Origin of the sequence: Telluria antibiotica, assembly GCF_011682055.1 — a bacterium.
In the GTDB taxonomy this organism is placed as follows: domain Bacteria; phylum Pseudomonadota; class Gammaproteobacteria; order Burkholderiales; family Burkholderiaceae_D; genus Telluria; species Telluria antibiotica.
The window spans coordinates 187,405-202,785 of record NZ_JAAQOM010000009.1; the positions used below are offsets into that span (position 1 = coordinate 187,405).

The window sequence follows — 15,381 nt, forward strand, 5'->3', positions numbered from 1 at the left end:
TGACGATGAAAAGATCGAACCGTGCCCTCGTTGCCGCCTTGCTCGCCGTGGCGGCAGGCGCGTCGCTGGCCGACGACGTCATGTCGTCCGAGCAGGCGACCCGCTACCTTGCGCAGGTCAAGGCCGTCGGCGAGGCGTGCGAGACGCGGTACCCGAACCTGAAGGAGGCGGTGGCCCGTTCCTGGGTCGGCGGCTGGGACGAGCCGACCCGCGCCTGGGCGGCCGGCCTGATGAAGACCGAGGCGTTCCAGCGCGCGCTGGAAGCGGCGCGCAAGGCGCAGGCGGCGGCCGGGCAGCCGACCGAGAAGGATTGCACCGCGATGTATGGCAGCTTTCCGCCGCAGGCACCCCCGGACGAGAAGCACTAACAACGGGCCGGCGTCCGCTCAGGTGTCCGCGGCTCCAAGCGCCCGCCGCAAATCGTTCACGCTGGCCGGCTTGGTCAGGTGCAGGTCGAACACGGCGATGTCGCCTTGCGCATGCGCTGCCACACCCGCCTGGCGGCCGTAGCCGGTGAGCGCGGCGAGCCGCAGCGGCCCCGCCGCGGCGCGGCGCATCGCGGCGGCCAGCGCGTAGCCGTCCATGTCCGGCAGGCCGATGTCGAGGATCGCGGCGTCGGGCGGCCATGCGGCCTGCACGTCCAGCCCGGCCGCCGCCGTGTGCGCCGTGCGCACGTCGTGCCCCAGCTCGCGCAGGACGGCGGCCGTCAGGGCGGCGGCGTCTTCGTTGTCGTCCACGACGAGCACCCGCAGCGCCGGCGCGGCCGCGTGCACGGCGGCGGGCGGTGCCGCGCACGCGGGCGCGCCCAGCGGCAACAGGATCTCGAAGCGGCTGCCGAGGCCGGGGCCGTCGCTGTGTGCGCGCACGCGGCCGCCGTGCAGCTCGACGATGCGGTGCACGATGGCGAGGCCCAGGCCCAGGCCGGCGTGGCGCACGAGCGGTTGCGGCGCCTGGTAGAACGGCTCGAACACGCGCGCCGCCAGGCCGGCTTCCATGCCGATGCCGTTGTCGGCCACGACGAGGAGCGCCGCGTCGTGCCCGCGGTCCAGGGCGACGTGCGTATCGGTGCTGCCGAAGCGGGCGGCGTTCGACAGCAGGTTGCCGAGCACCTGCACGAGGCGGTGCTCGTCGCCGTCGACCCACAGCGCATCCGGTGCCTGCACGCGGATCGGCTGCCCGGGCAGCGCGGCGACGGCGTGGCGCACGACGGCCGCCAGGTCGACGGGACACACGTCGAGGCGCAGCTTGCCGGACGCGATGCGCGACACGTCGAGCAGGTCGTCGACGAGGTGTTTCAGGTGCTCGACCTGGCGCCGCATGATGCCGCGCTCGCGCAGGCTCGCGGTGTCGCCGCGCAGGTCCATCAGGTCGAGCGCGCCGGCGATCGGCGCGAGCGGATTGCGCAGCTCGTGCCCCAGCACGGCGAGGAATTCGTCCTTTGCGCGGCCGGCCTGGCGCGCCTGTTCCAGCGCGTCCTCGCGCCGCGCCAGCGCGTCGGCGAGGGAGTCGAGCAGCCGGCCCCGTTCCTGTTCATGGGCGGCGCGGCGCGCGCCGGCCGCCGCCAGCGCGGTGCCCATCGCGTCGATCTCGCGGATGCGCGAATGGGGCAGGGCCAGTTCCGTGCCCGCGCCCAGCGCCGCGGCGCCCGCCTCGACGGCGGCGATCCGGCGCACGATGCGCCGGGCCAGCAGCGACGCGAGGCCGATGCTCAGCGCCAGCGACAGCACGATGCCCGCGCCGTACCACTTGAAGCCTTCCGTGGGACCGCCCGCCCAGCCGACGGGCGGCGCGCCGACGGCGACCGTCCAGCCGTAGCGCGACAGCCGCGTGTAGGCCGATGCCAGCGACGCGCCTTCGATCGACTGTGTCTGGCCCGTGCCTTCCGGGCCGTTCAGCCGGATCAGGCGCGCGAGCGACGGGCTGGGCACGGTGCCGATGAGCTCCAGTCCGCCCTTCGAGCGGGCGACGATGGCGCCATCGCCGTCCAGCACCGTGATCACGGACCCGGGCGGCACCTGCTGGCGCGTGACGACGCGCATGATGCGGTCGGGCTGGACGATCGCCGTCAGCACGTACGGCCGGCCGTGCACGTCGGTCACGGGATAGCGCACGGGCACGGCGGCGCGTCCGCCCTGGCCGCGCGCCACGTGGCCGATCACGGGGCGGCGCAGCACGAGCGCGAGGCGCAGGCTGGACGGATCGGCGATCGGCTGCGGTGCCGCGCCGTACGGTGCCGTCGTGCGGAACAGCATGCGGCCGTCGCTGCCGGCCAACGTCACGCCCAGCCATTCGGCCTGCGCCCTGGCCTGGTCGCGGGCAATGGGATAGAAGGCGGCCAGGTCACCCGCCTCGAGCGCCGGCGTGCGCGCCATGCTGGCGAGGGTGGCGACGGTGCCGTCCAGTTCCGCGTCGACGGCGCTCGACAGTGCGCGCGCCAGGTCCAGCAGCGCACGCTCCTGTTCGCTCTGATGGTATTCGGCGGCGAGGTGCACGCTCCAGGCGCCCAGCGCGGCCAGGGGGAGCAGGCCGGTTGCCGTCAGCAGGACCAGGAGGTGACGCAGGGATAGCGATGGGCCGCGTTGGGCGAGCATGGAATCGGGATTCGAGAAAAGGCCGATTATAAGTCCAAACCGACGCGGCGGACATTCGCTCATGCATTCGTGAAATGGCGTCGATTCGGTAATTAACCATTCGCGGAAAGCCGATGTCTGGAAGCCGCAACATCCATGGATTATCACAAAATATTTCACCTGAAAATCATTGGAGGCGTTCGAATCGCAACAACTGGCGATATTATATTTACCTAGCACATCGATAAATAACACGCGGAATGCGGGTCCGTCATTGCAATACGAGCACCGGCGCGCCTTATGGGAATGCGGGTTTATTTATATTTCAGGAATGAAATATGACGCCACAACGACTGTCGATATCGGAGACGCCCATTCGCGTCATGGTGGTGGAAACCCACCAGTTGATCCTGTGGGCTTTGACCAAACTGATCAATAGCCATCGGCCGGGCATGGAAGTGGTGGGCGTTGCGGGCACGCAATCCGATGCGTTGCTCCAGCTGCCTGCGGTGGCACCGGACCTCGTGCTGATGAAGTACGAGCTCGCGGTCACGGCCCACCAGACTACCCTCCCCGAGGTGCTGACGTGCGGGCGCCACACGCTGCTGTTCGCGGAAGAGGTGGGGGCGGACACGCTGGCGTCGGCGCTGCGCTGCGGTGCGCACGGCCTGCTGAGCCGCAGCTCCAGCGCCGACGAGATCGTCAAGGCCATCGAGAAGACGCATCAGGGCGAGCTGTGGTTCGGGCGCGAAGCGACCTGTCTCGCGCTCAACGCCTTGCGCGGCGGCGAGTCGGTGCGGGGGCATGCGCACCACGACGGCCTCGATGCGCTGACGCCCCGCGAGCGGCGCGTCCTGCAGGCCGTGGTGACCAACAAGGTGCGGACGAATCGGGACCTGGCGAAAATCCTGTTCATTTCCGAATCCACATTGCGGAATCATCTATCATCGATTTATCAGAAACTCGGCTTGAGTAATCGGCTGGATTTATATGTGTACGCGCAGAGCCATTTGGTAACAAATACTGCCGAAATAGCGTGAAGCGCGTCGTTTCTGATTAATGGAGGAGCAGCGGGGCGATTGTCCGGATTATCTGAATGATGGCCGGCCCGAGCACGACCATGATAATCGACGGGAAAATGAACAGGACGAGCGGGAATAGCACCTTGGTCGGTATTTTGGCGGCCTTTTCTTCCGCCCGGGTTTGGCGTTTGTGGCGCAAATCGTCGGAAAACACCCGCAGTGAATCGCCGATGCTGACACCGAACCGGTCCGCCTGGCTCAGCATCGTCGCGAACGACGTCAATTCCTCGACGCCCGTGCGCAGCGCCAGGTTGCGCAGTGACGTTTCGCGCGTGCCGCCGGCACGCATCTCGAGGTTCGTCAGCTGGAGTTCTTCGGCCAGGGCCGGGCTCCTGGCCTGCATTTCCTCGGCCACGCGTGTCAGCGCCGTGTCCATGCCCAGCCCCGCCTCGACGCACACGAGCAGCAGGTCGGCGGCGTCGGGGAAGCCGTCGAAAATGTCGCGCCTGCGCGCGCGCGCGGCCAGCGCCAGCGCGATGTTCGGCAGGTAGCAGCCGGCGGTCGCCGCGGCGACGACCCACAGCAGCAGGGTCATGCCCGTCGCCTCGTGCGACACGCGCAGGGCCAGGTACGTGGGCACGCCGACCAGCGCCGGCAGCAGCGTCTTCAGGCCGAAGAACACGTGCGGCGCCTTCGGATGGCGGATCCCGGCGTTCATGAACTTGATGCGGATCGGCGACGTGTCCCAGTTGCCGGCGGGCGTCGACAACCTGGCGAACGGCGTCACGGCATTGGCGATCCGCTCGCGCCAGGCCGGCGCGGCCGGGCTGGCGGGGGCCAGCGCGTGCAGGCGCCGGCCGGTGCGGTCGGGAACCAGCCACAGGTACAGGCCGACACAGCCGAAGGTAACGGCAAGGAACACGACGATGGGCAGTAACATGGCGTTCTCCTTCAGACACGGATACGGGTGATGCGGCTCAGGACGATGATGCCGAACACCATCATGCACAGCAGGGTACGCAGGATGCTGACGCCGATGGGGTCGACCCATAGCGGTCGCATGAAATCGGGATTGATCCAGTACAGCAGGGCGCCCAGCAGGAAGGGCAGCAAGGCCAGCGTCCAGGCGGACATCCGGCCTTCCGCCGACAGGACCCGCACGCGCGCGAGCAGTTTCAGGCGTTCGCGAATCAGCTTGCTCAGGTTGCCGATCACTTCCGCCAGGTTGCCGCCCGACTGCCGCTGGATCAGGACGGCCACCGCGAAATACCGGTAGTCCGTCAGCGGCACGCGCGCGCACAGCCCCGCCAGTGCCTGCTGGAGCGAGACGCCGAAGCTGACCTGCTCGTGCACGAGCCGGAACTCGGCGGCGATCGGCTCCGGCATTTCATCGGCCAGCATCTGGATGCCCAGCGGCAGCGAGTGGCCGGCGCGCACGGCGCGCGTGATGAGGTCCAGCGCTTCCGGCAACTGCTGATCGAGCCGGCGCAGCCGGCGCCGGCGTTTCGTCGCCACGTAGCCCCAGGGCAGGGCGGCCAGCAGGGCCGCGAGGATGAGGCAGAAGTACAGCGGCTGCGCCCCCACAGTGCCCACCACCAGCCCGGCGGCACCGGCCGCAGCGCTGAGCAGCAGGAGGCGTGCGACGGTCCAGTGCAGGCCGGCCTGGCCGAGCAGGTTGTGCAGGGTCGACGCCACGACGACGCCGCTCAGGATGCGGGCCACGAACGACAGCTCCGACAGGCGGCCCCGCTTCAGCAGCGGGCGGCGGGCCGGGCTGGCGGTCGTGTGCTGGAGCTGGTCGAGGCGCCGCTGCAGCCGCATCGCCTCCGGCCCGCGGCGCGCGCGGTACAGCAGCCACGCGCCCTCGACGAACAGGACGACGGATACGAACACTAGCAGCAGGATCACGAACAAGCCTTGGCCGGACGGGTTCTCTGACATGACGCTCTCCTCAGGCAAGGCGGCGGGACGGATCGAACATGTGGTCGGGCAGGTGGATGCCGAATGCACGCAGCCGCTCGGCGACGCGGGGACGCACGCCCGTCGCCTGGAAATGGCCGATGATGCGGCCGTCGCAGTCGACGCCCGTCTGGTGGTAAGCGAAGATTTCCTGCATCGTGATCACGTCGCCTTCCATGCCCGTGATCTCCTGGATGCTCGTGACCTTGCGCCGGCCGTCCGGCAGGCGCAGCGCCTGGATGACGACCGTGATGGCGGACGCGATCTGCTGGCGCGCCGCCTTGTGCGGCAGGTTCAGGTTGGCCATGCCGATCATGTTTTCCAGCCGCGACAGCGCATCGCGCGGCGTGTTCGCGTGGATCGTCGTCAGCGAGCCTTCGTGGCCCGTGTTCATGGCCTGCAGCATGTCGACCGCCTCGGCGCCGCGCACCTCGCCGATGATGATGCGGTCCGGGCGCATCCGCAGGGCGTTCTTGACGAGGGCGCGCGCCGTGACCTCGCCCTTGCCCTCGATGTTCGGCGGCCGCGTTTCCAGGCGCACGACGTGCGGCTGCTGCAGCTGCAGCTCGGCGGCGTCCTCGATTGTCACGAGGCGCTCGACCTCGGGGATGTAGCCGGACAGGATGTTCAGCAAGGTCGTCTTGCCGGCGCCCGTGCCGCCCGAGATCATCATGTTGACCTTCGCGCGGCTCAGGCCCTCGAGCATGTCGGCCATGTCCGGCGTGAGGCTGTGCAGCTCGTCCACCAGGTTCGTCATCTTGAGCGGGATGTGCGCGAAACGGCGGATCGACATCATCGGGCCGTCCAGCGCGACCGGCGGGATCACTGCGTTGACGCGCGAGCCGTCGGGCAGGCGCGCGTCGACCATCGGGCTCGATTCGTCGATGCGGCGGCCGACGAGCGACACGATCTTGTCGATGATGCGCATCAGGTGGCGGTCGTCCGTGAACGTGACGTCGGACAGTTCCAGCTTGCCGTGGCGTTCGACGTAGATCTTGTCCCACGCGTTGACGAGGATGTCGGAGACGGCCGGATCGGCCATCAGCAGTTCGAGCGGTCCGAAGCCCAGCATCTCGTGCTGGATGTCGCGCACGAGCATGCGCCGTTCGATGCCGCTGACGGGCGTGTCCTCGTCCAGCAGCATGCCGTCGATCGCGGTGGCGATCTCCTGGCGCAGGCGGTCGGCCGGCAGGGTTTCCAGTACCGTGAGGTCGAACCGGTCGAGCAGCTTCAGGTGCATCTGCTCCTTCAGTTGTTTGTAGGCGTCGCGCAGGATCGCCTGCTGGGCGCCGGCCTTGCCGGCATCCGCGGCGGCGGGCATGCTGAGTTTTTCGCGCAGGGACATGGCATCCTCCGTCGGTCGGGTCAGGCGCGCCGGAACAGGCGGTCGAACAGGCCAGCAGGCGGCTCGGCCGAGGGCGCCATCGCGCCGCCCAGTTCCGACAGCCCGCGGATCACGCCGTGCTTGCGCTCCACCTGCACGAGCGGCACGCCGTGGTTGATTGCCGTGCTCACCTGGCGCCAGCCGTTCGCGATCATGTGGATCTCGTGCGCGCCCAGCGTGTGCCGGATCTTGTCGAGCGTGATGTCGTCGCGCTTGTCGTAGCGGTTCAGCAGCAGCTCGATCTTGTCCTTCGGGTAGTCGAGCGAGCGGAACACGGACATCAGCTTGTCGGCATTGCGCAGGTGCGGCACGCTGGCCTGCAGCACGAGGAAAATCGACGCGGCCTGGTCCAGCGCCGTCATCAGCATGGCGTCGACGACGCGCGGCAGGTCGAGCAGCACGAAGTCGTACTGCGTGACGGCCAGCTTGAGGATGGCGTCCACGTGCTCGGGGCGGATGTCCGCGGCCTGGCCCGGCTCTTCCGGCGCCGCGAGGATGCCGTAGGTGGGCGTGACCTTGATGGTGGTTGCGTGGAGCAGGGGCGCGTCGAGACGCTTGATGTCGCGCGTCAGGTCCGTGATCGTGCTCGCCGCGCGGGTGTCCTGCAGGAAGCTGAGCGCGTCGCCGAACTGCAGGTTCAGGTCGATCAGCAGCACCTTGTGGGTCTGCGCCAGCTGGTAGCCGAAGTTCGTCGCGAGAAACGTCGTGCCGCTGCCGCCGCTCGTGCCGATGAAGGCGTGGATCTTGCCGTGGTTGGCCGTGCGCACGGCCGACAGCTTCGCCGCCGCGCGTTCGACAGCCGCCAGCAGCTCGCCGGGATGCGCGGACGGCAGCACCTCCCGCACGCCGGCACGCATGGCGTCGATCAGGAAGCCGGGCGCACGCGCGGTGGACAGCAGCAGCACCGCCACCCCGGGGCATTGCATGGTCGTGCGCTCGATCTGTGCGAAGTCGAGCGCCTCTTCGTTGCGGCCGTCCAGCAGCAGCACGTCCGGCGCCAGCGCCTTGGCGAGCGTGCGCAGCTCGGCCGCGTTGCCCGCCGTGCTCATGAGGTCGTGGCCGGTCACGGCCAGGATCGAGGCCGCCAGCTTGAGGAAGGCCTTGTCCTCGGAAACGATTACGATTTTCATGGTGTCCTCTCGATGGGCTAGCAGATCAGGGGGTTGTAGGTCATCATCTCGCGCGGGAGGTAGGTCGAGAATCCGGGAAGCATGACCAGGGGGGTGGCCAGCAGGCTCGGGATGGGAGCGATCCAGCGGAATTGCAGGCCCGTGATCGAGACGGTGACGGATTCGCAGTTGGTCGCATCGCAGTTTGCCGGCTGCCAGGCGACGTCGATGTCGGAGATCTGCGGCATCAATCCCTGCATCGTCGCGAGGATCCGTGCCTTGTTGGTCGGATCCGCGCACACGACCGCGTACCGTGCGCCGGCGCGGGCGGTCTCGTTGGCGGCGTTCCACGTGTACAGCAGGCGCGCAAAGTCGAGGATGCCCAGCAGGAAGCCAAGGAGCAGGAGGAAGACGAGGGCGAATTCGACGCTGGTCGAGCCCCTTTGCCTGGTATTCATGACGGGCTCCGCATCGTGGCCTGGATCGTGCCGAAGACAATGTTGTTGAGACTCATGCCGAACACGTTCCCGGCCAGCGGCACGAACGTGAATCCGGTGACGCTGACGGTGACGGTGTTCATGACTGGGTAGCTGCCCGCCGTGTTCCAGACGGGATCGGGTACGTTGGACAGCGTCAGTCCGGGAACGAGCGGCGAGCCGGTACCGGTCGGGTTCCCGTAGACGATGATGTTCTTCGCGTTGGCGATGTCCTTGCCCTGGGCGCGCACCGACAGGTAGCGCGCGGCCTGACGGACGGATTTCGTGATCGTATCGTACTGGTAGTAGGCGCGGCCGAATTCCGTCGTCAGGAACAGCAGCATGACGAACATCGGCAGGATCAGGGCGAACTCGACCAGAGCAATGCCTTTCTGGTGCTTCATGACGAACTCCTTAACGGACGAGGACGGGAACGAGCGGCCCCGCGAGGCCACCCGGGAGACCGTTGGCGGTACAGGGACTGGCCGCATCCGAGGCGTTGCCCAGGAACTCCAGCTGCACGTCGTCAAAGGGCGAAGGAATGGGCTGTAGCATGAGCATGCAGGCGAAGTTGATCACGTTGTAGCCGCCGTCGACGACCGGCACCACGACGAGGCGCCGGTTGGTGCCGTATTTCTTCAGGTCGCCGTTCGCCCCGCCCGTGGCCACCGTCGTGAACTGGTTGAGTTTCAATCCGGTCGCGGTCTCGCAGGCACCGACCGAGCTGGCGCAGTTGGCGAACGCCTGGCGCTTGTTGACGAAATCGCCGTAGGCATTGCTCCCGGTTTGCCACGTGCCGGCTTTGGTGTACACGAATCCGGTGAAATCGGGGCTCGCGACGGCCGGTCCGCTGTTGTTCTTGTAGATGCCGAAGCGCGCATTCCACGTGTCGGCGACCGTGCCCTGCACGCCAGGCGTGCCCAGTTTGCTGCCCACCTTGGTGCCGCAATAGCCTTTCAGTTCGGCTTCCGTTTCGGAGGCGCTGGTACTGCCGTCCAGGTTCGCCCAGCCGATCTGCCCGGCCGACGCGGAGGTCTTGCTCAACAGCGTGACCCATTCGCCCTTGACGAAGCCGAAATTGGGAGCGGTCCCGCCCGTCTTCGGTTTCAGTGCGAGGGGCATGGGGCAGGTCGACTGCGCCGGCGCGGTCGTCGCTTCCGCCAGGGCGGCGACGTCCATCTTCGCGGCAAATGCCGGGGAGCCGACCAGCAGGCCGGCCATGTGGACGAGGTTTGTCGTCGTGTCGTGCTGGATGTGGTTGCAGCGCACGTAGCGCGCCGTCGCACTGGTGGCGCCGACGTCGTGGTTCTGGTCGCGGAACGTGATGTCGGCGGCCGTCACCTGACCCTTGCCGCTCCAGGTGGCGGACTGCAGGTCGACCCGGTTCACGTTGCCGGCCGCGATGCCGGCATTGGTGGCCCGTGTCAGCGTATCGGGCTGGCCGTTCAATTCCTGCGCGGCGGCGAGGGCGCACGCGTCCATCGACGTTTGCAGTTCCGTCCGGACGATGAAGAGATGTCCGAGATCGAGCGCCAGTCCCATGAAGCCGAGCAGCAGGAACAGCAGGAGCGCGACGGTGACGATGACCGCGCCCGCTTCGTGTCTCCTTTGTTTGATCAGGAACCGCATGATCGTCCTTTCGTGCTCGTGACAAGCGAGGGTTGGGCGGTTCCGGACAGCGGCGCCGCCCACCGCGGCCCGGTTCAGGTGCAGGTGCCGCTGCCACTCAGGCAAGTCGCGATCCGCGTCGCCAGTGCCGAGAACGGTGAGGAGCCGGCGATCTTGGCGAGGCCGAGCGCCAGCGCGATCGACACGAGGGCGATGATGAGTCCGTATTCGACGACTTGCGATCCCTCTTCCTCGCGGACAAAGTCGGTGGCCAGGGTTTTCATGGAGTTCAGGATGTCCATTTCAAAGTCCTTTCAATGACTGGTTAGTGGAAAATCATGGGCCGACCGATGCCGGCCCGGTGCTGCCTCTGCTACTACTTCATATCGGAGCCGACTGCGCTCCGCATTCGGCGCGGTGTGGGCTTCAACGGCCGCCGGAGCCGCCGTTCCCGCCGCCGATCGCGCCGCCGATGTTGACCACGTTCACGACCGGCGGCGGTTCCTTGAACGAATCCTGGTAGCGCTTGATCGCTTCCTTCGCGGCGCGGCCGTCGATGCCCTTGACCTCGTCGGGGCGGCTGCCCGCGGCGGGATCGATCGTCATCGCGAGCCTGGCCGCGCGCACGGCCGCACCCAGCTGCATGTCGTAGTGCGGGGTCGGGGTCTCCGCGCAACCGCCGGCCAGCAGCGCCAGCGCGCATACGGTGATCGTTTTCATTTGGTGCTCCTTTCGAGGCTGCCGTTGAGGTACACCTCGGCCCGTGCCGGCGGCACGTGGTTGTCGGTGGGCAGGCGCGGCGCGGTGGCCAGCGGCTTGACGAGGCGGGGCGTGACGACGAACATCAGCTCCGTCTGGTCCTTCTGGAATTCGCTGCTGCGGAACAGCGCGCCGAGCACGGGGATCTCGCCCAGGCCGGGGAAGCGCTTGATCGTCTCCGTCGTGTTGTTCTTGATGAGCCCCGCGATCACGTAGCTCTGGCCGTCGTTCAGCTGCACCGTCGTGTCGGCGCGCCGCACGGTGAACGAGGGCAGCACCGAGGTGACGCCGTTGACCGACACGAACGGATTGCCCGTCTGCGCGAGGTCGGACACTTCGGACACCATCTTGAGGTTGACACGCGAGCCGCCCAGCACCGTCGGCGTGAACTTGATGCCGATGCCGAATTCCTTCTCTTCCAGCGTGATCGTCGTCAAGCCGCCGACACTGGGATCGCGTGCCACCGGGATGAAGATCTTGCCGCCTGACAGGAAGCTGGCCTGCTGCCCGCTGACGGCCATGATGTTGGGTTCGGCGAGCACCCGCACGAGGCCGTCGTCCTTCTGGCCGTCGACTTGCAGCGTCGTGCGGCCGAGCCGCATCGCCTGGGCGAAGGCGCCGCCTTCGCTGAGGAAGTTCGAGAGCAGCGAGAACGTGTCCGTGCCGCCGTTGCGGCTGCGGGCGAGGCCGACGCTGGAACCCAGCTTGTCGAGCAGCGTCTTGCTGACTTCCGCAATCTTCACCTCGAGCATGACCTGCTGGGCACCCGCGACGTGCAGCAGGTTCACGACCTTCTTGCCGTCGCCGTAGGACGCGGCCAGCGACAGCACCTGGTCGAGGACCGCCGGGTCGCTGACTTCGCCCGTCAGCACGAGGCTGTTTTCGGCGGCCTTCACGCGGATGCCGCGTTCGTCCGGCACCAGGTCGGCCAGCAGCGACTGCAGCGCTTCCGGATCGACGGTCACGACGATGTCCTTCAGGTGGCAGCGGCCTTCGGCATCCTGCAGGATCACGTTCATGGCGCCCGTCTTGCGGCCGAGGACGAACAGCTCCGTCGGCGCCAGCAGCGTGATGCGCACTTCCGACACGCCATCTTGTTCCGGCACCGGGGCGGGCATGGCGGCCTGCGGCATGCCGGGCAGCGTGGGTCCGGTCGGCTGCGCCACGGCGGCGCGCTGGCCGGGCTGGGCGCCGCCGACGGCCATGCGGATGACGGCATAGGGCAGCATCACGACGGTCGACTTGCCGAGCGTGACATACGACGGCTTTTCGACCTGCGTGGCGGTGCACTGGCGCAGCGCGGCGGCGTGCCGGGCGGTTGCTGCGGACGTTGTTCCCGAGGCGGCGGCGTTGGCGCAGCACAGCGCGGCGGCGGCGAGCGTGGTGAGGACGGTATGGCGCACGATTGACTCCAGTCCGGTTGGCGTGGTCGCTAGTTGAAGCAGCTCTGCCTGCTCGAACCATCGGGCATCTCGATGACTTCGATGCAGTGGCCCGGCGCGGCGGGGCGCGGCCGGGGCGGCGTCACGCGGACGGGGGCGGCAGTCTTGAAGACTTTCGGTTCGCCCAGCAGTTCGGTACGGGTGATGCCGGCGGTGCTGACGGTCGCTTCGTCCGACTGGTTGCGCAGGGCGAGCGACAGGGTGCCGATGCTGCGGGCCAGGTCGAGTTTTTCCGAGTCGGCCAGCGACAGCTCGAGCGTGACCGCGTTGACGACCTTCGGCTTGGTGTCGTCGCGGCCTGCTTCCTGCGCCACGGCCAGCACGAGCACATGTTCGAGCACGGTCTTGCTGATCGGTTTCGTCTCGCCCTTGCCCTCTTCGCGCTGGGCGTGGACGAGGATGTCGACGTAGTTGCCGGGGAGGGCGAAGCCGGCCACGCCGACGACGTCGTTGACGCGCACCGTCATCGCCCGCTTGCCCTCGGCGATGACCGCGGACAGGCCGCCCATCGTGCCGACCGGAGCCAGCTTGCCACCGATGATGGCCTCGCCGCGCACCACGTCCAGCTTGACGACGCGGGCCTTCAGCGCGGCGGGATCGGCGACCGCGCCTGTCGGCAGTGCCGTGGCAGGCCAGTCGATCGTCGTCAGCATTTCCGGTTCGAGCCGGCTGCCGGCCGGGATGTCGACGGTGGCGACGACCACCTTGTTGGCCGCGACCTTGTTGCGCTGGCCGACCCAGTTGTTGGCGTAGATGGCGGCCACGAGGCCGAGGACGGCCGCAAGCAGCAGCAGGGCGAATGCCTTGACGTTTTTCATGATGTCACCGGAGTCGTGTCAGAGGAAACCGAAGTGTGCGGCGACCGTCGTCGTGATGGTGCCGAGCGCGATGGGAACGCCGTACGGCAGCCTGCCGACGGAATCGGAGCCCGTCGTCGCGATCCGGACGGGCACGCCGGCCGCGACCGCGATGCTGCCCAGGTGCAGGATCCGCACGACGTTGCCCAGCATGAGGCGCAGGTTGCGGTGGAGCAGCGCAAAGGCGATGGCGCACACGCCGCCTGCGGCAAGGGAACCGATCAGGGCGAGCGGAACGGCCTGCAGGCCCAGCAGCGAACCGGTCATCGCCATCAGCTTGACGTCGCCGGCGCCGGTAAGGCGAAGCAGCCACAGCGGAAACAGGATGGCGAAGCCGACACCGGCGCCGGCCAGCGCCCACAGGATGCCGTGGTCACCCCAGAACGGCACGAAGATGCTGTAGCCGAGGCCGAAGACCAGGCCGCCCATCGTGAGCCAGTTGGGGATGCGCTGGTGGCGCACGTCCAGCACGGCGGCTGTCGCGAGCAGCACGAACAACACCACCGTGCGCGGATTCGTGACCAGCATGGCGGTGAGTGCGAAAAAGGCGTCGAGCTCGCTCATGTTGTTTGCTCCCTGCTTGACTTGGATCAGTGATTTATTTGCTTAGGGTCAATGCTTGAGAACAAGTCTATCGATAGGAAGAGTCTCGGACATCAGCCGAGTGTCCCGGTTTCGTTAGGCAAACCTCCTGTTTATGCGCGACAAACCCAGTACGGAACGACTGGTTTTATAGTCCACCTTCCTTGCAACGTCCGCGCGGTCTCCTATGCTGAAAGAGACGGATGCGTACGGAGGACGACATGACGAGCTTGAACAACGATGTGGTCGAGGGCCTGCGGACGGCCCTGAGAGGACCGCTGCTGCGGCCGGGCGACCCGGACTACGACGGTGCGCGGCAGATCTGGAACGCGATGATCGACCGCCACCCGGCGCTGATCCATCGCTGCGCCGGCACGGCCGACGTGTGCACGGCCGTCGCGTTCGCGCGCGACCATGGCGTGCCGCTGGCCGTGCGCGGCGGCGGCCACAATATCGCCGGCAACGCCGTGTGCGACGACGGGTTCGTGATCGATCTCTCGGCCATGCGCCGCGTCCACGTCGATCCGGACGCGCGCCTTGCCTGGGTCGACGGCGGCGCGTTGCTGGGCGACGTCGACCACGAGACGCAGGCGTACGGCCTTGCCGTTCCCCTCGGCATCAATTCGACGACCGGCGTCGCCGGCCTCACACTGGGCGGGGGCTTCGGCTGGCTGTCGCGCATGCTTGGGCTGGCGGTCGACAACCTGGTCGGCGCCGACATCGTCACGGCCGACGCGCGCCGCCGCCACATCGGCCCGCGCGCCGAGCCCGACCTGTTCTGGGCCATCCGCGGCGGCGGCGGCAACTTCGGCGTCGTGACCCGCTTCGAGTTCGCGCTGCACGCGGTGGGGCCGGCCGTCACGGCCGGGCTGATCGTGTTTTCAGCCGCCGAGGGCAGGGACGTGCTGCGCCGCTACCGCGACTACGTGGACACGCTGCCGTATGACGTCTCGATCTGGGCCGTGTTGCGCAAGGCACCGCCGCTGCCGTTCCTGCCGGCGGACGTGCACGGCCATGACATCGTCGCGCTGGCCGTGTTCTCGCCGCGGCCGCCGGACGAGGCGTTGCCGGCGATCGCCCCCGTGCGCGCGTTCGGCACCGTGCTGGGCGAGCACGTTGGCGCCGTGCCGTATGCGGCGTGGCAGCAGACCTTCGATCCGCTGCTGGCGCCGGGCGCGCGCAACTACTGGAAGTCGCATAATTTCGCCACGTTGTCGGACGACGCGATCGACGTCGTGCTGCGCTATGCCGGCAGCGTGCCGTCGCCGCAGTGCGAGATCTTCCTGGGCCTCATCGGCGGCCGCGCCAACGAGCCGGCCGTCGATGCGACGGCGTACCCGCACCGCAACGTGACGTACGCGATGAACGTGCACGGGCGCTGGTCCGACGCGGCCGACGACGCGCGCTGCGTGGCTTGGGCGCGCGAGTTCTTCGCGGCCGTCGCGCCGTACGCGGCGGGCAGCGTCTACGTCAACTTCCTGACGCAGGACGAGGAGACGCGCATCCACGAAGCGTACGGGCCGAACTGGGACCGGCTCGTGCAGGTCAAGCAGCGCTACGACCCGGACAACCTGTTCCGCTTCAACCACAACATCCCGCCGGCAGGGTAGGCG

16 protein-coding genes are annotated in these 15,381 nt (G+C 67.9%); 3 read left to right on the top strand and 13 right to left on the bottom strand.

Going from position 1 to position 15,381, the window contains the following annotated elements; genetic code table 11:
* Window positions 1–5 precede the first annotated feature (5 nt).
* On the top strand, window positions 6–368 hold the full coding sequence (locus tag HAV22_RS16125; RefSeq protein ID WP_166860268.1) for a hypothetical protein: 363 nt from the start codon (window positions 6–8) through the stop codon (window positions 366–368).
* Between the two features lie 18 nt (window positions 369–386).
* On the opposite strand, the gene HAV22_RS16130 is transcribed toward HAV22_RS16125, so the two are convergent.
* Window positions 387–2,591, bottom strand: coding sequence for a hybrid sensor histidine kinase/response regulator (locus HAV22_RS16130; RefSeq protein ID WP_166860270.1), 2,205 nt, complete (start codon window positions 2,589–2,591; stop codon window positions 387–389).
* A 317-nt stretch (window positions 2,592–2,908) separates the two neighbouring features.
* On the opposite strand from HAV22_RS16130, the gene HAV22_RS16135 reads away from it, so the two are divergent.
* Complete coding sequence (locus HAV22_RS16135) at window positions 2,909–3,610, top strand: response regulator transcription factor (RefSeq protein ID WP_229421269.1); 702 nt, start codon at window positions 2,909–2,911, stop codon at window positions 3,608–3,610.
* Between the two features lie 16 nt (window positions 3,611–3,626).
* Here the strand turns inward: HAV22_RS16135 and HAV22_RS16140 are convergent, their stop codons facing one another.
* From HAV22_RS16140 to HAV22_RS16195, 12 genes are all read right to left on the bottom strand, one after another.
* The gene (locus HAV22_RS16140; protein ID WP_166860272.1) at window positions 3,627–4,532 is read right to left on the bottom strand and encodes a type II secretion system F family protein; all 906 of its coding nucleotides are present in this window, start codon (window positions 4,530–4,532) and stop codon (window positions 3,627–3,629) included.
* An 11-nt stretch (window positions 4,533–4,543) separates the two neighbouring features.
* Window positions 4,544–5,533 (bottom strand): type II secretion system F family protein, encoded by a 990-nt coding sequence (locus HAV22_RS16145; protein WP_166860274.1) that lies wholly within the window; start codon window positions 5,531–5,533, stop codon window positions 4,544–4,546.
* Between the two features lie 10 nt (window positions 5,534–5,543).
* Window positions 5,544–6,896, bottom strand: a complete 1,353-nt coding sequence (locus HAV22_RS16150; protein WP_166860276.1) for a TadA family conjugal transfer-associated ATPase — start codon at window positions 6,894–6,896, stop codon at window positions 5,544–5,546.
* Window positions 6,897–6,916: 20 nt separating this feature from the next.
* Window positions 6,917–8,065 carry a CpaE/TadZ family protein gene (locus HAV22_RS16155; protein WP_166860278.1) on the bottom strand — a complete coding sequence of 383 codons (1,149 nt, stop codon included), beginning with the start codon at window positions 8,063–8,065 and terminating at the stop codon, window positions 6,917–6,919.
* Window positions 8,066–8,082: 17 nt separating this feature from the next.
* Window positions 8,083–8,502: a TadE/TadG family type IV pilus assembly protein gene (locus tag HAV22_RS16160; protein WP_166860280.1), complete on the bottom strand. Its 420-nt coding sequence runs from the start codon at window positions 8,500–8,502 to the stop codon at window positions 8,083–8,085.
* A complete protein-coding gene (locus HAV22_RS16165; RefSeq protein WP_166860281.1) occupies window positions 8,499–8,924 on the bottom strand; it encodes a TadE/TadG family type IV pilus assembly protein in 426 nt (141 codons plus the stop codon). The genes HAV22_RS16160 and HAV22_RS16165 overlap by 4 nt, the downstream gene beginning before the upstream one ends.
* A gap of 10 nt (window positions 8,925–8,934) precedes the next feature.
* Window positions 8,935–10,149: a pilus assembly protein TadG-related protein gene (locus tag HAV22_RS16170; protein ID WP_166860283.1), complete on the bottom strand. Its 1,215-nt coding sequence runs from the start codon at window positions 10,147–10,149 to the stop codon at window positions 8,935–8,937.
* Between the two features lie 74 nt (window positions 10,150–10,223).
* Window positions 10,224–10,430 carry a Flp family type IVb pilin gene (locus tag HAV22_RS16175; RefSeq protein ID WP_166860285.1) on the bottom strand — a complete coding sequence of 69 codons (207 nt, stop codon included), beginning with the start codon at window positions 10,428–10,430 and terminating at the stop codon, window positions 10,224–10,226.
* Between the two features lie 124 nt (window positions 10,431–10,554).
* Window positions 10,555–10,848: a hypothetical protein gene (locus HAV22_RS16180; protein ID WP_166860287.1), complete on the bottom strand. Its 294-nt coding sequence runs from the start codon at window positions 10,846–10,848 to the stop codon at window positions 10,555–10,557.
* Window positions 10,845–12,290 carry a type II and III secretion system protein family protein gene (locus tag HAV22_RS16185; RefSeq protein WP_371869662.1) on the bottom strand — a complete coding sequence of 482 codons (1,446 nt, stop codon included), beginning with the start codon at window positions 12,288–12,290 and terminating at the stop codon, window positions 10,845–10,847. Before HAV22_RS16185 ends, HAV22_RS16180 begins: the two co-directional genes overlap by 4 nt.
* Window positions 12,291–12,319: 29 nt before the next feature.
* The gene (cpaB, locus tag HAV22_RS16190; RefSeq protein ID WP_166860289.1) at window positions 12,320–13,147 is read right to left on the bottom strand and encodes a Flp pilus assembly protein CpaB; all 828 of its coding nucleotides are present in this window, start codon (window positions 13,145–13,147) and stop codon (window positions 12,320–12,322) included.
* Window positions 13,148–13,165: 18 nt separating this feature from the next.
* Window positions 13,166–13,750, bottom strand: a complete 585-nt coding sequence (locus HAV22_RS16195; RefSeq protein WP_166860291.1) for an A24 family peptidase — start codon at window positions 13,748–13,750, stop codon at window positions 13,166–13,168.
* A 239-nt stretch (window positions 13,751–13,989) separates the two neighbouring features.
* On the opposite strand from HAV22_RS16195, the gene HAV22_RS16200 reads away from it, so the two are divergent.
* Window positions 13,990–15,378 carry an FAD-binding oxidoreductase gene (locus HAV22_RS16200; protein ID WP_166860293.1) on the top strand — a complete coding sequence of 463 codons (1,389 nt, stop codon included), beginning with the start codon at window positions 13,990–13,992 and terminating at the stop codon, window positions 15,376–15,378.
* Window positions 15,379–15,381: the final 3 nt, after the last annotated feature.